Here is a 16,003-nt window from a genome sequence, read left to right as displayed (position 1 = left end):
CGCTACGGCTTCTCCGCGGGCGACGCGATGGCGCGCGCCGCCCGCACCTCCTGCCGCAGCGGCTCCAGCACGCCCTCCTCGTCGCCGCTCAGCTCGGCGCGCACCTCCACCAGCACCACGCTGGAGCGCAGCCCGGCCGCCAGCGCCCACACCTGCCGTTCGACGTCCGCGACCTCCTCGGCGCTCGGCGGCGCGGCCCCGTGGTCCACGCGCACCCGGGCGGCGGTCGTCGCGTCGACGATGCGCTCCACGGCGACCACCAGCGGCCACCAGGCGGCGGCCCGGGCGCCGGTGGGCGGCGGCTCGGTCAGCGCGCGCTGGAACTCCGAGCGCACCGACGACAGATCCCGGTAGAGCCGGCGCCTCCGGCGCACGCGCTCCGCGTGCTCGACGCCCCCGAACGCGCCCTCCACATAGCGCGCGGTCTCCTCCACCGCGTCGGCCAGGCGGTCGCCGATCCGGGTGTGCCAGCTCTCCGGCCACAGCGCGTACCCGGCGACCAGCACGATGGTGCAGCCGATGAGGCTGTCCAGCAGCCGCGGCAGCACCAGGTCGAAGCCCTGGTGGTTCAGCACGTCCGACAGCAGCAGGATCACCGGGGTGACCGCGGCCGTCTGGAAGACGAAGCCCTTCGCGGAGAACGCGGGGATCAGCGCGGCGAGGAGCATCATCACCGGCACGTCCGCCCAGCCCCGCGGCACGGCGGCCAGCACCCCGGCGGCCAGCAGCAGGCCGGCGGCCGTGCCGAGCGCCCGCAGCACGGCCCGCGAGAAGACGGAGCCGAAGTCCGGCTTGAGGACGAAGGTGACGGTGAGCGCGACCCAGTAGGAACGGCTCACGGGCACCAGGGACACGAACGACTGCGCCAGCCCGACGCACAGCGCCAGCCGCAGGCCGTACCGCCAGGACTGCTCGGAGGTCAGCGCGCTGCGTGCCGTGCGCCGCAGCCGCACCCGCAGGGCCGCGGGCCTGCCCAGCCGGTCGTCGGCGCTTCCCGCCTCCAGGTCCGGCTCGTGGACCACCGCCGAGGCGTGGCGCAGCGCGCGGTCGACCGCGCGGTCGGCGGGGCCCTCCGGCTCGGGCAGCACCAGCTCGGGCGCGTCGCGGCGGCCGGAGGCGACGGAGTCGGCGAGCGAGCGGACGGCGGCCGCGATCTCGGGCCGCCGCGACGCCCGCCCGTAGCGGTGGGCGGCGGCGACCGACTCCACCAGCGGGATCAGCGCGTTGAGCTGGGCGAGCAGCCGCACCATCGGCCCCCGCCGCCCGTGGTCGCGGGCCCGGCGGGCGAGGATCACGTCGTACGAGGTGTCCAGCGATCTGGTGACGGCGTGCCGCCGGGCGTCGTACTCGGCCCCTTCCCGGGTGCCGGCGACCGCGAACAGGTCGGCGACGTCGCGGTACGCGGCGGCGACGGCCGCCTGCTCCGGGGCCCGGCGGCGGAACGGCCAGCCGAGCAGGGTCAGCGCGAGGACGAACAGCCCGCCGACGGCCAGCAGGGCGGGCGCCTTCCACCAGGGCTCGGGCATCGGCAGCCCCGCCCCGACGACGGCGTTCAGCAGGAGCAGCAGCCCGGACACCGAGGCGACCGCCCCGATCGAGGAGATCATCCCGGAGACCAGCGCGACGACGGTGAGCACCCCGACCGCGACCCAGCCGTGCCCGTACACCAGCGTGCCGAGCGTGACGCCGACGGCGCCGAACACCTGCGGGACGGCGATGTTCAGCAGTCGCATCCGGTAGGCGTCGGCGGTGTCGCCGATGACACCGGAGAGGGCGCCCATGGAGGCCAGCGCGCCGTACGCGGGCTGCCCCGCGGCGATCCCCACGGCCAGCGGCGCGGCCAGCGCGACGGAGGCACGGCCGACGGCCGCCCACGGCACGGGCGCGTCCTGCGGGCGCAGCCCGTGGACCAGCCACGCGGGCGGGCTCAGCAGCCCCGGTCGCCGTCCGCCGCCGGCGGACGCGCCGCCCTCACGTTCCGTCATGACCGTCACCCCACCCCGCCGGGGCCGTCCGACGCAACCGTACGGCGCGCCGCGGCCCGGGCCGGGCCGTCGGTCGCCTCGCGCTCGGCGTGCGGGGGCCCGGGGTCCCGGGGTCCCGGGGGCGAAGCCTCCCGGTAAGGCGTCGCGCCCGCGCGGGCGTCACGCCGGGCCCCGGGGCGGGGCGGAAGCCCCGGGCACACCCCGAGGGCCCTGGGGCCGAGAGCCCCGAGGCCCCCACGCGCCCTGGCGGCCCGGTCCGGACGCCGCCTGCAGGCGTAGCGCTTGGCATGGCCGTCCGGACTGGGCTGTGGGCTCCTGTCGCGCTCGGCGTGGCCGTCCGGACCCGGCCGCCGGCACGCGGCGCGCTCGACGTGCCCGTCCGCACCCGGCCGCCAGCAGGCGTCGCGCTCGACGTGCCCGTCCGGACTGGGCTGTGGGTTCCCGTCGCGCTCGGCGTGCCCGTCCGGACTGGGCTGTGGGCTCCTGTCGCGCTCGGCGTGGCCGTCCGGACCCGGCCGCCGGCACGCGGCGCGCTCGACCCGGCCGTCAGCTCTCGTAGCCCTCGACCTCGTCGGCGGGCTGCACCCGGGCCGTGTCGGGGTCGCCGCCGAACTCGGTCGCGGCCCGGCGCCTGCGCAGCAGGTCCCAGCACTGGTCGAGACGGATCTCCAGCTCCTTGAGCCGCGCCTGCTGGGCGGCGTCGAGGCCGCCCTGGCCCAGGGCCTCGCCGCGCAGGGCGCGCTCCTCCTCCACGAGGTCGCCGATGTCGTCGATGATCTGCTCGTCGTCCATACCGGCTCCTCGGTCCTCGGCGGTGCCGCCGCGCGGCGGCGGCCGGTGGTCCTTGCGCGGCGGGGCTGCCCGCCCCCGCCGTTCGCGCGCTCACACGCCCCGCAGGGCGAAGACGGTCTTCCCGCGGGCGCCGCCCGCTCGGTTCTGGGCGAGCGCGTCCGGTGCCTTCTCCAGCGGGAGTTCGGCGTCGAACGGCACCTCCAGCAGGCCCTCGGCGGCCGCGGTGGCCAGCGCCTCCAGCAGCGCGGCCGACGGTTGCATCCGGTAGGCCACCCCCTCCACGCCCCCGGGGAGCGCGCCCGGGGACGCGCCGGGGCGGGTGGCGACGGCGACGGCACCGGGACGGGCGAGTGCCGCATGCCGGGCGAAGTCGTCCGCCGTGTCCGAGACCAGGTCGGCGACGCCGTCGACGCCCTCCGGACGGGCCCCGCGCACCGCCTCGGTCACCTCGGCGGCGGTGGCGTCCACGGTGGTCCGCGCCCCGAGGTCGCCCATCCGCCGCCGCTCGTCGCCCCGGACGACGGCGATCACCTCGATGCCCCGCGCCGCGGCGAGCCGGGTGAGACGGCTCCCCACGCCGCCGGCCGCCCCCACCACCAGCAGGCTCCCGCCCGGCCGCACCCCGCTGATCGCGAGGACCTGGGCGGCCGCCGTCCCCGCGGTGGGCAGCGCGGCGGCCGACCGCAGCGCGAGCCCGCCGGGGACCAGGGCGACGGGACCGTCCTGGTGCACCGACACGTACTCGGCGTAGCTGCCCGCGTGCACCGGCCCGACGGCCAGGCCGAAGACGGCGTCGCCGACCCGGAAGCGGTTGTCGCCGGGGCCGACGACGTCCACCCGGCCCGCGAAGTCCGTGCCGATCACCAGGGGGAACGCGGCCTCGGCCGAGGACGGGTCCGCCGCCCCGGCCGCGGCCCGCCAGTCGGCCGGGTTGAGCGCCGCGTACTCCACCTTCACGACGATCTCGCCCTCGCCGGGCTCGGGTTTGGGCAACTGGACGAGTTCGGGCTCGGCGCCGTAGGCGCTGACCGTGACAGCACGCATCCGCCATGCCTCCCAACAGGCCGCCCCCGGTCGTTTCGCCTCCTCACTCTGACCCGGCGGCCCCGCCGCCGCACGTCGTGCGGTTCGTCAGCGCGCGGCGTGCAGTTCGAGGGAGACCAGCAGGGCGCGGTGGTCGGTGCCGGGGAGGTCGAGGAAGCGCGCGGAGCGCACCGAGAACGCCTCGCCGACCAGCACATGGTCGATCTGCGCGCCCAGCGGACGGGGCAGCCGCGCGGGCCAGGACGGGGTGCGGCCCGCGCCCGCGAGCGCCGCGGCGTCGCGCAGGCGGCCCCGGTCGAGGATCCGGCGGAACGCGGCGTGGTCGCCCGTGGCGTTGAAGTCGCCCGCGATCAGGGCGGGCCCCTCCCGGTGGGCGGCGGCCCAGGCGGCCAGCGCGCCCAGCTCCCGTCGCCAGTCGCCGATCACGGAGGGCACCGGAGGCAGCGGATGCGCGAGCTGAAGGCGCACCGCGGTGCCCTCGACGTCGGCCGTCGCGGCGGGCATCGCGAGCGCCGAGTCCAGGGAGCCGGCCGGTTCCAGCGGGTACCTGCTGAGCAGCGCGGACCCGGCGGCACCCGCGCCGCCCGCGGCGATCCGGTACGGGTAGTCGGCGCGGGGCAGCTCCCTGGCCAGGGCCGCCACGCACGCGCTCGGGCACTCCTGCGCGAACACGATCCCGGGCCGCTCCCTGCGCACGGTCTCGATCAGCTCGCCGGTCGCCCGGCCGTACTGCACGTTCGACGTGAGGACGTCGACCCGCGCCACGACCGGGCCGGGCGGCCGGTCGGCCAGGCCGCTGTCGTAGGGCCGGGCATACCAGCCGGTGACCGCGAGCACGGTCACCGCCCAGGCCGCCGGCAGCGGCCGGCGCCCCAGCAGGGCGAGCAGCAGCGCGAGCCCGGCGGGGGCGAGGAGCCAGGGCAGGAAGGCGAGGAGCTGGATCACGGGGGTGATCCCGTCGGTGTCCGCCGCGCGGCAGGCCACGACGGCCGTCGGCGGGACGAGCAGCAGGCCCGCGAGCCAGGCGAGGGCCCGGCCGCGTGCCCGCCGTGGCGGCGCGGCCGCCGCCGGCGGGGCCTGCCAGGTCGCTGGGTGGTCCACTCCGCTCTCCGCTCCCGTCCCGTTCTCGGCGTCCCGGCCGGGACCGGCCGGGACCGGTCCGCCGGATTCCGGGCCGGGGCCCGGCGGCCCGTTCTCGGCGGTCCGGACGATGCCGCCGGCCCCGAGGGCCGGGACCCCGTCCCCCTGTCCCCTGTCCCCGGTCCTGAGGACGCCGGTCACGACGAGATCGTTGCGCCCGTACCCGCCCCGGGCGCCGAGATGCGGGCGCGTGTCGCCGGATTCCGGGCGGCCCGGGACGGCCGGGCCCGCTCCGTGCGGAGTTGCCCGCTGGTCCGGACGGGTGTGCCCTGGGATGAGGACGCGCGGGGGCGAGAGGGAAGGAGCTCTGCGCCATGGCCACTCAAGCAGCGATGCCGCACGGACGACGGCGGCGGCACGGTACGACGGAACGGCAGCACCACAGCCCGCTCGGGTTCCTGCTGCCCGCCGTCCTCGCGGTGACGGCCGGCATCTGGGCCGCTTCCGTTCTCCGCTTCCAGGACGGCGGAATCGCGGACGGCGCCCAGTGGCTCGTCGGCATCCTCTGCGCCGTCGTCCTCGGCGCGCTCGCCTTCGGGCTGGGCCGGATCCAGCACCGTCTGCCGCGCGAACTGCGGGCGGCGTCGTACGGGGCGCTGACCGGGGCGACCATCGGGTTCCTGACCAGCCTCGCGGGCGGCAGCGTCCTGCGCTCCGCCGGAATCGGACTGGCATGCGGACTGGCGACCGGTCTCGCCATGTTCTACGCGTTCTACGTGCGGGAATGAGCGTGCGGGAATGAACGCGCGGCAGTGAGCCCGGCCGGGACCGGGCACCCCCGCCCTCCGCCACCGCGCGCGGCCGCCGGACTCGATCTGGCGGCCGCGCGATGCCGTCTCGCGCCTCCCGGGTGACGGTCCGGACGCCCGGGAGGGAGGCACCATGCACGAGCGGCAGGAAAGCGAGTCACCGCTGCGCGTCGCCGTGATCATCGGCAGCACCCGCGAGGGGCGGGTCGGTGCGGAGATCGGCCGCTGGTTCCTGGCGTGCGCCACCGGGCGTCCCGGTCTGGTCCCCTCCCTGGTCGACCTGGCCGAGTTCGACTTCCCCGCCCGCTACCCGGACACCGCCACCCCGCCGATACGCGACTTCGTCGCGGAGGTCGGCCGCGCCGACGCCTTCGTGGTCGTGACCCCGGAGTACAACCGCTCCTTCCCCGCCTCCCTCAAGCAGGCCATCGACTACGCCTACGACGAGTGGCACACCAAGCCGGTCGGCTTCGTCAGCTACGGCCACGGCTCCCGCGGGCTCTACGCGGTGGAGCAGCTCCGCTCGGTCTTCACCGAGCTCCACACCGTCACCCTGCGCAACGGCGTCGGCGTCAACCTGCTGGACGAGGGGCTGGACGACCGCTCCGGGGCGGCGGCCCTCATGCTCGACCAGCTCCGCTGGTGGGGCCTGGCCCTGCGCGACGCCCGCGCGGCGCGCCCCTACGTCTCATGACGGCCCCCGCCCGCCGGGGCCCCCGCCGCCCGCCGGATCCCCCGCCGCCCCGCGACCGATGACTTCCCGCGCCCGGCGCGGTCTGCACTCCACGACGAAAAGGAACCGAAGGACTGACGATGAGTACTGATCTGGCAATCGAGACCTCCGGCCTGGTGAAGGTCTTCGGTGACAACCGTGCCGTGGACGGCGTCGACCTCAAGGTGGCCGCCGGCACGGTCTACGGCGTCCTCGGTCCCAACGGCGCGGGCAAGACGACCACGGTCCGGATGCTGGCCACCCTGCTGCGGCCGGACGGAGGCGAGGCCCGGGTGTTCGGCAAGGACGTGCAGAAGGAAGCCGACGCGGTCCGCAGCAGGGTCAGCCTCACCGGCCAGTACGCCTCCGTCGACGAGGACCTCACCGGCCTGGAGAACCTGATCCTCCTCGCCCGGCTGCTCGGACACCCCAAGCCGGCGGCGCGGGAGCGCGCGGCCCAGCTGCTGGAGGCGTTCGGCCTGCGCGACGCCGCCGACAAGCAGGTGAAGAACTACTCGGGGGGCATGCGGCGGCGCATCGACATCGCGGCCTCCATCCTCAACACCCCCGACCTGCTCTTCCTCGACGAGCCCACCACCGGCCTCGACCCCCGCAGCCGCAACCAGGTCTGGGACATCGTGCGGGCCGTCGTCGCCCAGGGCACCACCGTCCTGCTGACGACCCAGTACCTGGACGAGGCCGACCACCTCGCCTCCCGGATCGCCGTGATCGACCACGGCAGGGTGATCGCGGAGGGCACCAAGGGCGAGCTGAAGGCGTCCGTCGGCTCCGGGGCCGTCCATCTGCGGCTGCGCGAGGCGGAGCAGCGGCCGGAGGCGGAGCGCGTGCTCGCCGCCGCCCTCGGCGCCGAAGTGCTGCTGGACGCCGACCCGGTGGCCATGACGGCCCGCGTCAGCGCCGGCAGCAGCGACCGGGGCGCGGCCGAGCAGGCGGCCCACGCGCTCGCCGAGCTCGCCCGCAACGGCATCACCGTGGACAACTTCTCGCTGGGCCAGCCCAGCCTGGACGAGGTCTTCCTCGCCCTGACCGACAAGAAGGGGGAGGCGGCATGAGCACCGCGACCACCACCAAGGACAACCTCGGCGACATCGAGCTGGAAGCACCCCGGGCCGAGGACCTCGCGGCCCTGCTGGTCTCGACGGACCGCCCGCCGCGGCCCAGTGCCCTCTCGGCGTCGCTGACGTTCGGCTGGCGGGCGATGCTCAAGATCAAGCACGTCCCCGAGCAGCTCTTCGACGTCACCGCGTTCCCCATCATGATGGTGCTGATGTACACGTACCTCTTCGGAGGCGCGATCGCCGGTTCCGTCTCGGACTACATCCAGTTCCTGCTGCCGGGCATCCTCACCATGAGCGTCGTGATGATCACGATGTACACCGGCGTCGCGGTCAACACGGACATCTCCAAGGGCGTCTTCGACCGCTTCCGGACGCTGCCGATCTGGCGTCCCTCCCCGATGGTCGGCTACCTCCTCGGGGACGTGGTGCGCTATCTGATCGCGTCCGTCGTGATGCTGGTCGTCGGCATGATCATCGGCTACCGCGCGGACGGCGGCGTCATCGGCATCCTGCTCGGTGTGGTGCTGCTGATGGTCTTCGCCTTCTCCTTCTCCTGGATCTGGACGATGTTCGGCCTGATGCTGCGGACCGAGAAGTCGGTGATGGGCGTCAGCATGATGGTCATCTTCCCGCTGACCTTCCTCAGCAATGTCTTCGTCAAGCCGGAGACGATGCCGGGCTGGCTCCAGGCCTTCGTGAACAACAGTCCCGTCACCCATGTGGCGACCGCGGTGCGGGAGCTGATGGCGGGGAACTGGCCGGCCGCGGACATCGCCTGGTCGCTGGGCTGGTCGGCCGTGCTGATGGTCGTCTTCGGGACGGTCACCATGCGGCTCTACAACCGCAAGTGAGCCACCGCCCTCGCCGGTGACCCCCGCGAGGAGAGGCAGCCGCCGCCCCGTGCCGAGCGCACCGGGGCGGCGGCCCGGTGCGCTGTTGCCGGTCGCCCGCTCCGGTCGCCCGCTCCGGTCACTCGCTCCGGGTGATTCGCTCCTGCCGCCCCTTCCCGTCAGAGCCGCCAGCTGCCCGCTCCGGTCAGAGCCGCCAGCCGACCGGGTGCGGCGGCCGGTAGGCGCAGGAGGCGCCGGTGGTGACCGACTCCCGCAGGTGGGCGGCGAGTTCGGGGTGGAGGGCGTCGAGTCTGCGGAGGGTGTCCCGGATCCGGGCGGTGACGGTCTTCCGGGCGCGCTCCGCCTCGTCGCCCAGGCGGCGGGTGCGCCCGCCCAGCCCGGCGGCCGAGCGCAACTGCTCCAGCAGCGCCGCCCGTTCGCGCTCGTGCTCGGCGGCGCGGGCGGCGTCACCGCGGACGGCGGCACGGTCGATCTCCTCGTCCAGCCGGTCCAGCCGCTGCCGGTAGCGGGCCTTGGCCTCCTCGTCGAGCACCGGATCGCCGCCCATGCTCCGCGCGGCGACCACCTCCGCCCCGCCCTCGGGGGCCAGCAGCGACACGGCCGGGAGGTCGTCCCCCGGACGCCTCAGCAGGGTGTGCAGGTCACGAAGCCCCTTGGCGTCCGGCACATGCACGGCCCGCCCCCCGTACGACAGCGCCCACACGGCCCCGTCCCGCCGGAACTCCCCACCGCCCGTGCCACCCGCAGCTCCTGCCGAGGCCGAGTCCGAGGCCGAGGCCGAGGCCGAGACCGAGGCCGAGTCCGACACCGAGTCCGAGACCGAGTCCGAGACCGACGTCGGCACCGGCGCCGGTCCCGCCCCGCCCGCCGGCGCCCGGGGAGCGGCGGTCGCCGGAGCCGTGGCCTGGCCCGGAACACTCCCCGCCGCGGGCTCCGCGCCGGGCGGCGGGGTGAGCAGATGCGTCAGCCCGAGCTCCCGCGCCTCATGACCGACCCGCGCCCGCAGCGACGGGGCCGCCGGATCACCCGACGCCTCCAGCACCCCGGCGAGGGCCACCCGGGCCCGCAGCGCCCAGGGCGGCGCCTGGAGCCGGTCCGCCGACGCGGCGGCGGCCGACAGCGCGGCGACGGCGTCCCCGGTGCGGCCCTCGACCGCGTCCAGCATGCCGCGCCACAGGTCGACGGGGCCGCCGATGTCGCAGCCGTAGAGGGCGACGACCCACTGCCCCGCGTACGGCTCCAGCAGGACCCGCAGCTCGGCGACGGCGGGCAGGTCCCGGGCCGCGGCGGCCGTCTGCGCCCGCAGCCGGACCAGCAGCGGGGCGAACGACCGCACCACCGGCTCCGGCATCGCCTCCAGCTCCGCCGTCAGCCGCCGCGCCCGCTCGACGTCCCCCCGCTCCACGGCGGTGATCCCCTCCAGCAGCCGCGGATAGGGGTGACCGGACTCCTCCAGGGCCGCGACCGCGGCCGCCGCCTCGTCCAGCCGGCCCGAGTGCAGCTTCATCGACCAGTCCATGTGCGCGGTCATGAAGGCGAAGGTCACATGGCCGGCGCGGTTGTCGATCACGCTGTCCAGCAGTGCCCTGGCCTCCTCGAACCGGCCGCCGAGCGCCGCGATCAGGGACCGGTCGACCACCATGGCCAGCTCGAAGCGGCGCGTCCCCGTCCGCTCGGCCAGGGCCACGAACGTCCGCATCTGCGCCAGGTAGGCGGGGTCGCCGAGCTCCAGAAGGGAGACCCAGCGCATGGCGAAGGCGTGGAGCTCCATCTCGTGGTTGTCCGTGCGCCGGGCCACCTCGGCCATCTCGTCCGTCAGGTCGAGCCGTTCGGCGGAGGTGCCGATGCCCCAGATCGCGTCGTGGCGTGCCCACAGGGAGAACGACAGCGCGTCGTCGTCGCCCTCGCTGCGGGCGAGGGCGGTGCAGCGCACGGCCAGGTCCTGGGCGATCTGCTCGTAGGAGAGGCCGGCGAGCTCCTCGCTGCCGCGGTCGACCAGAGCGCGGTAGGCGCGGCGCAGCATGTCCTGGGTGCGGCGGAGCTGGCGCCGGCCGGGGACGTCGGCGTGGCCGTGGAGGGTGATGGCGACCCGGGCGAGCAGTTCGGGTGCCGCCACCTCCTCGGCGAGGTCGGCGGCACGGTCGAAGCTCGCCCAGGCGCCGTGCTCGTCGCCGTCGTGGCCGAGCTGGCCGCCGAGGTCCAGGTGGATCAGCGCGGCCCGCCGGGGGTCGGGTGCCGCCGCGTCGAGGGCGCGCCGGTAGTGGCCGGTGGCCTCCTCTCCGGCGAGGCGCCCGGAGGCGTCCCGGGCGGCGGCGAGCAGCAGGTCCACCCGGAGGTCGCGGTCGAGCTCGTCGCCGGCCAGGTGGGCGTGGCGGGCGATGTCGGCCGGCAGGGCCCGCACCCCCTGTTCGGGCGGGCCGGTGAGGACCTCCACGGCGCGGGCGTGCAGCCGGCGGATGCCGGGCGCCTCCAGCGACTCGTAGAGGGTCTCGCGCACCAGGTCGTGGGCGAAGGCGAAGACGCCGCCCGTTCGCGGTGTCACCAGCCGGGCGGCGACGGCCCGGGACAGCAGGCGGTCGACGTGCGGCACGGGTGCGGAGGCGGTCGCCGCCAGCACCTTCCGGTGGAAGCGGCGGCCCAGCACGGCCGCGACGGCCAGCAGCTCGCCGACCGGATCCGGCAGCAGGGCCAGCCGTCGTCTGACCGCCTCGCGCACCCCGGGGGCGATGGCCGTCACCGGATGGCCGCTGTGCCAGATGCGTGCCGTCTGCTCGACGAAGAAGGGGTTGCCTCCGGTGCGCCGGTGCACCTCGTCGACCAGCGAGGGCTCCGGCTCGTTGCCGGCGGTGAGCGCGATCAGCGCGCCCACCTCGTCGCGCTCCAGGCCGGTGAGGGTCACGGTGGCGGCGGCCCGGGCCGCGAGGGGGAGGATCAGCGGCTGGAGCGGGTGGTCGGCGGCCTCGACCTCCGCGTCCCGGTAGGTGCCGATGAGCAGCAGGCGCTCGAACCAGGCGTGCTGCGCGGCGAACTCCAGGAGCCGCAGCGTCGCCGGATCCGCCCAGTGGAGGTCGTCGAGGACGACCACGAGGGGGCGGTGCTGGGAGACGGTGACCAGGGCGGTGGTCACCGCGTCGTACACGGGGAACGCGTCGCCGCCGGCCTCGGGCTCGCCGGGGGCCTCCCCGAGCAGCACGCCGAGCCGGCCGCCGGCGGCCTTCTCGGCCTGTGCCCACTCGGCTTCCGGGCAGCCGCGGCGCAGCCCCCGCACCACCTGCACCCAGGGCCAGTAGCCGGGGGCGCTGTCGGAGTCCCAGCAGGATCCGCCGAGCACCAGGGCCCCGCGCCGGCGGGCTTCGTCGGCCGCCTCGGTGACCAGGGTCGTCTTGCCGATACCGGCTTCGCCGGTGACCAGCACGAGGCCCCCGTGGCTGTCCGTCGCCCGGCCGATCTCCGCCCGGAGGACGCCCGCGGGGTGGTCACGCCCGATCAGAGCAGGGGTCATGCCGAAACGATAGGCGGCACCACCGACAGTCCGCCCGGGCCGTGGACAACCCTGTGGACGAACCTGTGGAAAACCGCTCTGGGCGGGGGTGCGGCGGGGCCGGGCGCCAGGGGCCCTGGCGGGCCCGTGCGCCAGAAGCCCCGTACCGGTGCCCGGCGGCGCTCAGAGGGCCGTCTCGCCGCGGACGATCACCACGGGGCAGGGTGCGTGCTGCGACAGATGCAGGCCGACCGAGCCGAGCAGCGCCGCCTTGAAGCCGCTGTACCCGCGGTCGCCGACGACCACGAGGGAGGCCCCCTGGGCGCGGTCCATCAGCGCCTGGGCCGGGTTGCCGATGAGCACCTTGCGGGTCACCGACGCGGCCGCCTCGGCGCCGAGCGTCTGTTCCAGGGTGTCGCCCAGGATCTTCCCGGCCATCTCCTCCGGGTCGAAGTCGGTCGGCAGCGACGGGACCATCGCCGCCCAGCCGGCCGCCGGGTACTCCCAGCTGATGACGGCCTCCAGGGGCTCGCCGCTCAGTCCGGCCTGCCGGACGGCCCACCTCAGCGCTGTGACGGACGGTTCCGAACCGTCCACCCCCACGACGATCCTGCCTGTCCCTGCCATGCCGACACCTCCGTGGACTGCGGGCGTGCACCGGCTCGTGCACGCCCGCAAGCCTACGTAAATCTACGCAAACAGGTCGGCAGGGCTCGGCCCGGCGGGGGTGCGTCGTTCCGTGGTCGCCATCAGCCCGGCCAGCTCGCGCCCGGCCCGCACGATGCGGTCCGGCAGCGTGTCGGTCAGGGCGTCGCCCGTGCCGCCCCAGTCCTCCGAGGCCGCGAAGACGGCCGTCGGCACGACCAGCGCCCGCAGATAGGCGAAGAGCGGGCGCAGCGCGTGCTCCAGCACCAGCGAGTGCCGGGCGGTGCCGCCGGTCGCCGCGACGAGGACCGGCTTGCCGGTCAGCGCGTCGGGCTCGACGAGGTCGAAGAACGACTTGAACAGGCCGCTGTAGGACGCGGCGAAGACGGGTGTCACCGCGACGACGCCGTCCGCCTCGGTCACCGCCTCCAGCGCCTCCTCCAGGGCGGGCGCGGGGAAGCCGGTCACGAAGTTGTTGGCGATGGCGACCGCCAGGTCGCGCAGCTCCACGACGCGGACGTCCGCCTCCCGCCCCGTCCCGGCCAGTTCGCGGCGTACGGATTCGGTGATCCGGTCCGCGAGCAGCCGGGTCGAGGAGGGCACGCCGAGGCCCGCGGAGACGACGACGAGCTTCAGCGTTCCGGTGTTCTGCGTGGTCTGCACGGTCACGACTCCTTCGTGGTGTCGGCGGGAACGGTGTCGGCGGGAACGGTGCCGGCGGAGGCCGCGGCGCCGGTGACGGCGGGGTGCAGCGGTGCCGACTCGGGCACACCGGCCGGGCGCAGGTTCGCGAACTCCTTGCGCAGGACGGGGACGACCTGCTCGCCGAGGATGTCGAGCTGTTCGAGCACGGTCTTCAGCGGCAGCCCCGCGTGGTCCATCAGGAAGAGCTGGCGCTGGTAGTCGCCGACCGCGTCGCGGAAGCCGAGGGTGCGCTCGATGACCTGCTCGGGCGAGCCCACCGTGAGCGGGGTCTGCTCGGTGAAGTCCTCCAGGGACGGGCCGTGTCCGTAGACCGGCGCGTTGTCGAAGTACGGCCGGAACTCGCGGACCGCGTCCTGGGAGTTCTTGCGCATGAACACCTGGCCGCCCAGGCCGACGATGGCCTGCTCCGGGCTGCCGTGCCCGTAGAAGGCGTACCGCTTGCGGTAGAGGTCCACCATCTTCCGGGTGTGGGACATGGGCCAGAAGATGTTGTTGTGGAAGAAGCCGTCACCGTAGTAGGCGGCCTGCTCGGCGATCTCGGGGGACCGGATCGAGCCGTGCCACACGAACGGCGGGACGCCGTCCAGCGGGCGCGGGGTGGACGTGAAGCCCTGGAGCGGCGAGCGGAACTTGCCCTCCCAGTCGACCACGTCCTCCCTCCACAGCCTGTGGAGGAGCGCGTAGTTCTCGATGGCCAGCGGTATGCCCTGGCGGATGTCCTGGCCGAACCAGGGGTAGACCGGTCCGGTGTTGCCCCGGCCCATCATCAGGTCGACGCGGCCGTCGGCGATGTGCTGGAGGTAGGCGTAGTCCTCGGCGATCTTCACCGGGTCGTTGGTGGTGATCAGCGTCGTCGAGGTGGACAGGATCAGCCGGTCGGTGCGGGCGGCGAGGTAGCCGAGCAGCGTGGTCGGCGAGGAGGGGACGAACGGCGGGTTGTGGTGCTCGCCGGTCGCGAAGACGTCCAGTCCGACCTCCTCCGCCTTCCGGGCGATGGCGAGGGTGGCCTTGATCCGCTCGTGCTCGCTCGGCGTGCGGCCGGTGGTCGGGTCGGTCGTGACGTCGCCGACCGTGAAGATGCCGAACTGCATGGCGGTCACCTCTCCAGTAGTCCTTGAGCTAGTCGTTGAACTTTGAACTATGCCATTCAACCACGCTCCCCGGTTCTCTATTCCGCCGGCGTTCACGCCTGCCCCGGACCGCCTCCGCGCAGGTCCCGCAACGCCGCGTGGGCCGCCTCGGGGCGGCCCACGGACGGGGTGCGGTGCGGGAGGGGGCGGCGGTCAGTCCGAGCCCGAGATCCCCGGGAAGAGCTGGCGGAACGCGTCCGCGGAATCGGAGCCCGACCGCCCGAACGGGGCGTCGAAGTCCCACACCAGGAAGAGCAGGAACGCGATCAGCGCGCTGAACAGCCCGGCGAGCAGCAGTTCCCGGAAGGTGCGGCCGATCTGCATGGTGAAGATCAGCCCGACGGTGATCACCGCGCCGGCGATCAGGCCGAACCACACGATGCCCGGCAGGGTCGCGCCCGCCCCCTCGGCGCGGGCGTTGCGCGCGTCCTCGGCGGCGGCCACCTGGTCCAGCATCGGCTGGTACGCCTGGGCCTCCAGCTCGTTCACCGGCGCGCGTTCGGCCACGCCCGTGCGGACCGCGGCGAGCAGTTCCGTCCCGCGCGGCGAGAGCTCCTCCCGCTCGATCATCAGCGGCCACTCGTCCACCACGACCTCGGTCACATAGGCGTCGATGTCGGTCCGCAGCTTCTCCCGGAAGTCGGACGGGTAGACCTGGGCGCGCTGGGTGACCTCGTGGAGCGCCTGCGCCTCCGTGCGCACCGCGTCCTGGGCGGCCCCGCGGGCCTCCCAGACACCGGCGATGGCGAGACCGAGCACGATCGCGTACACGACGCCGACCATCATCACCATGTACTCGAGCACGTCGGGCGTCTGGGGCGACTCGGCCGGCTCGGGGCCGTCCGCGGCGTCGCGGAGTCTGCGCTGGCTGAGGACGGTGACGACGAGGACGACGGCGCAGGCGGCCGCCATCACGGTGGCCAGGACGAGCCAGTCGGACATGTGGTGACTCCGTGAGGGGGTGCGGACGGGTGAGGGGTGCGCGGTGCGGACGGTGCGCGCCGCCGAGCTGGTCGGCGGGGCGGGCCGGTGGAGCGGGGGGAGACGCGTGCGGCCGGCGGACGCGGCCCGGGGTGCCGGCCCGGGCGCGGGCCGGCACCGGCTCAGCGGCCGCGGCGGGCGGAGGACTGCGAGCGCGGGCGCAGCAGTGCCGCCGCGAGCACGGCCGGGGTCGTCGTCACCAGCATCAGCACCGTGAGCGGCGTCCCCGAGGGCTCGGGGCCCTTGGTCGCCGGGCGGTACGTGTGGATGGCGACGGCCTCCACCCGCTCCGGCGGCGGGGCGGGTGCGGGCGTCGGCTCGGCGGGCGGCTCCGGCTCGGGTGCCGGGGGCGCCGGAGCCGGTGGCGGCGGCGGGGCGGGCGCGGGCGGGGAGGCTCCGGCGCGGGCAGCACCGGGGCCGGCGGGGGTGTGGGCGTGGGAGCGGCTCCGGCGGCTCGGGCCGCGGCGGCGGTGTCGGCGCGGGCGGCGGAGGTGTCGGCGTCGGCGGGGGGCTGGGCGGCGGGGGAGGCGTGGGCGTGGGCGTGGGCGGGCAGGGCGGCGGGGGCGGCGGCGGAGGGCAGTGGTCCGTGCCGGTCGTGGCCCAGATGTGGACCCCGGCGAGGCCGGGCACCGTCACGTGCACCGAGACGGTCGGCGGCGGACCGCCTCCGTCCGCGCGCGACGGCGCGTCCTGATCACTTCCGGGTGCC

14 protein-coding genes are annotated in these 16,003 nt (G+C 75.4%); 4 read left to right on the top strand and 10 right to left on the bottom strand.

Features of this window, described 5'->3' with window-relative positions; translation table 11 throughout:
* Positions 1–2: 2 nt before the first annotated feature.
* From JE024_RS16910 to JE024_RS16895, 4 genes are all read right to left on the bottom strand, one after another.
* Positions 3–1,985, bottom strand: a complete 1,983-nt coding sequence (locus JE024_RS16910) for an FUSC family protein (protein ID WP_205374389.1) — start codon at positions 1,983–1,985, stop codon at positions 3–5.
* Positions 1,986–2,531: 546 nt separating this feature from the next.
* Positions 2,532–2,777, bottom strand: a complete 246-nt coding sequence (locus tag JE024_RS16905) for a DUF2630 family protein (RefSeq protein ID WP_205374388.1) — start codon at positions 2,775–2,777, stop codon at positions 2,532–2,534.
* Between the two features lie 90 nt (positions 2,778–2,867).
* Positions 2,868–3,821, bottom strand: a complete 954-nt coding sequence (locus JE024_RS16900; protein WP_205374387.1) for an NADP-dependent oxidoreductase — start codon at positions 3,819–3,821, stop codon at positions 2,868–2,870.
* 87 nt (positions 3,822–3,908) lie between these two features.
* Entirely contained in the window at positions 3,909–4,922 is a 1,014-nt protein-coding gene (locus JE024_RS16895) for an endonuclease/exonuclease/phosphatase family protein (protein WP_205376576.1), read from the bottom strand.
* 353 nt (positions 4,923–5,275) lie between these two features.
* Between JE024_RS16895 and JE024_RS16890 the strand changes: the two genes are divergently transcribed.
* The 4 genes from JE024_RS16890 to JE024_RS16875 all read left to right on the top strand — a co-directional run bounded on the left by JE024_RS16890 (position 5,276) and on the right by JE024_RS16875 (position 8,352).
* Entirely contained in the window at positions 5,276–5,689 is a 414-nt protein-coding gene (locus JE024_RS16890; protein ID WP_205374386.1) for a hypothetical protein, read from the top strand.
* 154 nt (positions 5,690–5,843) lie between these two features.
* Positions 5,844–6,404 carry an NADPH-dependent FMN reductase gene (locus JE024_RS16885; RefSeq protein ID WP_205374385.1) on the top strand — a complete coding sequence of 187 codons (561 nt, stop codon included), beginning with the start codon at positions 5,844–5,846 and terminating at the stop codon, positions 6,402–6,404.
* 119 nt (positions 6,405–6,523) lie between these two features.
* On the top strand, positions 6,524–7,495 hold the full coding sequence (locus JE024_RS16880; protein WP_205374384.1) for an ATP-binding cassette domain-containing protein: 972 nt from the start codon (positions 6,524–6,526) through the stop codon (positions 7,493–7,495).
* Positions 7,492–8,352 (top strand): ABC transporter permease, encoded by an 861-nt coding sequence (locus JE024_RS16875; protein ID WP_205374383.1) that lies wholly within the window; start codon positions 7,492–7,494, stop codon positions 8,350–8,352. The genes JE024_RS16880 and JE024_RS16875 overlap by 4 nt, the downstream gene beginning before the upstream one ends.
* A gap of 184 nt (positions 8,353–8,536) precedes the next feature.
* Here the strand turns inward: JE024_RS16875 and JE024_RS16870 are convergent, their stop codons facing one another.
* The 6 genes from JE024_RS16870 to JE024_RS16845 all read right to left on the bottom strand — a co-directional run bounded on the left by JE024_RS16870 (position 8,537) and on the right by JE024_RS16845 (position 15,578).
* Positions 8,537–11,854, bottom strand: a complete 3,318-nt coding sequence (locus JE024_RS16870; RefSeq protein ID WP_205374382.1) for an ATP-binding protein — start codon at positions 11,852–11,854, stop codon at positions 8,537–8,539.
* 162 nt (positions 11,855–12,016) lie between these two features.
* Positions 12,017–12,460: a universal stress protein gene (locus tag JE024_RS16865; RefSeq protein WP_205374381.1), complete on the bottom strand. Its 444-nt coding sequence runs from the start codon at positions 12,458–12,460 to the stop codon at positions 12,017–12,019.
* Between the two features lie 63 nt (positions 12,461–12,523).
* Positions 12,524–13,141, bottom strand: coding sequence for an FMN reductase (locus JE024_RS16860; protein WP_205374380.1), 618 nt, complete (start codon positions 13,139–13,141; stop codon positions 12,524–12,526).
* A 2-nt stretch (positions 13,142–13,143) separates the two neighbouring features.
* Positions 13,144–14,274, bottom strand: a complete 1,131-nt coding sequence (locus JE024_RS16855) for an LLM class flavin-dependent oxidoreductase (protein ID WP_205374379.1) — start codon at positions 14,272–14,274, stop codon at positions 13,144–13,146.
* Positions 14,275–14,466: 192 nt separating this feature from the next.
* Positions 14,467–15,255 carry a bestrophin-like domain gene (locus JE024_RS16850; protein ID WP_205374378.1) on the bottom strand — a complete coding sequence of 263 codons (789 nt, stop codon included), beginning with the start codon at positions 15,253–15,255 and terminating at the stop codon, positions 14,467–14,469.
* Between the two features lie 161 nt (positions 15,256–15,416).
* On the bottom strand, positions 15,417–15,578 hold the full coding sequence (locus JE024_RS16845) for a hypothetical protein (RefSeq protein WP_205374377.1): 162 nt from the start codon (positions 15,576–15,578) through the stop codon (positions 15,417–15,419).
* Positions 15,579–16,003: the final 425 nt, after the last annotated feature.

It is taken from the genome of Streptomyces zhihengii (assembly GCF_016919245.1).
Lineage (GTDB): Bacteria > Actinomycetota > Actinomycetes > Streptomycetales > Streptomycetaceae > Streptomyces > Streptomyces zhihengii.
This window is presented reverse-complemented; position numbering and strand designations above follow the sequence as displayed.

Excerpts from the sequence above, each read along its gene's own strand:
- JE024_RS16855 (WP_205374379.1), bottom strand. The coding sequence starts at position 14,274 with ATGCAGTTCGGCATCTTCACGGTCGGCGACGTCACGACCGACCCGACC.
- JE024_RS16850 (WP_205374378.1), bottom strand. The coding sequence starts at position 15,255 with ATGTCCGACTGGCTCGTCCTGGCCACCGTGATGGCGGCCGCCTGCGCC.
- JE024_RS16890 (WP_205374386.1), top strand. The coding sequence starts at position 5,276 with ATGGCCACTCAAGCAGCGATGCCGCACGGACGACGGCGGCGGCACGGT.
- JE024_RS16905 (WP_205374388.1), bottom strand. The coding sequence starts at position 2,777 with ATGGACGACGAGCAGATCATCGACGACATCGGCGACCTCGTGGAGGAG.
- JE024_RS16885 (WP_205374385.1), top strand. The coding sequence starts at position 5,844 with ATGCACGAGCGGCAGGAAAGCGAGTCACCGCTGCGCGTCGCCGTGATC.
- JE024_RS16880 (WP_205374384.1), top strand. The coding sequence starts at position 6,524 with ATGAGTACTGATCTGGCAATCGAGACCTCCGGCCTGGTGAAGGTCTTC.
- JE024_RS16865 (WP_205374381.1), bottom strand. The coding sequence starts at position 12,460 with ATGGCAGGGACAGGCAGGATCGTCGTGGGGGTGGACGGTTCGGAACCG.
- JE024_RS16875 (WP_205374383.1), top strand. The coding sequence starts at position 7,492 with ATGAGCACCGCGACCACCACCAAGGACAACCTCGGCGACATCGAGCTG.
- JE024_RS16870 (WP_205374382.1), bottom strand. The coding sequence starts at position 11,854 with ATGACCCCTGCTCTGATCGGGCGTGACCACCCCGCGGGCGTCCTCCGG.
- JE024_RS16900 (WP_205374387.1), bottom strand. The coding sequence starts at position 3,821 with ATGCGTGCTGTCACGGTCAGCGCCTACGGCGCCGAGCCCGAACTCGTC.
- JE024_RS16910 (WP_205374389.1), bottom strand. The coding sequence starts at position 1,985 with ATGACGGAACGTGAGGGCGGCGCGTCCGCCGGCGGCGGACGGCGACCG.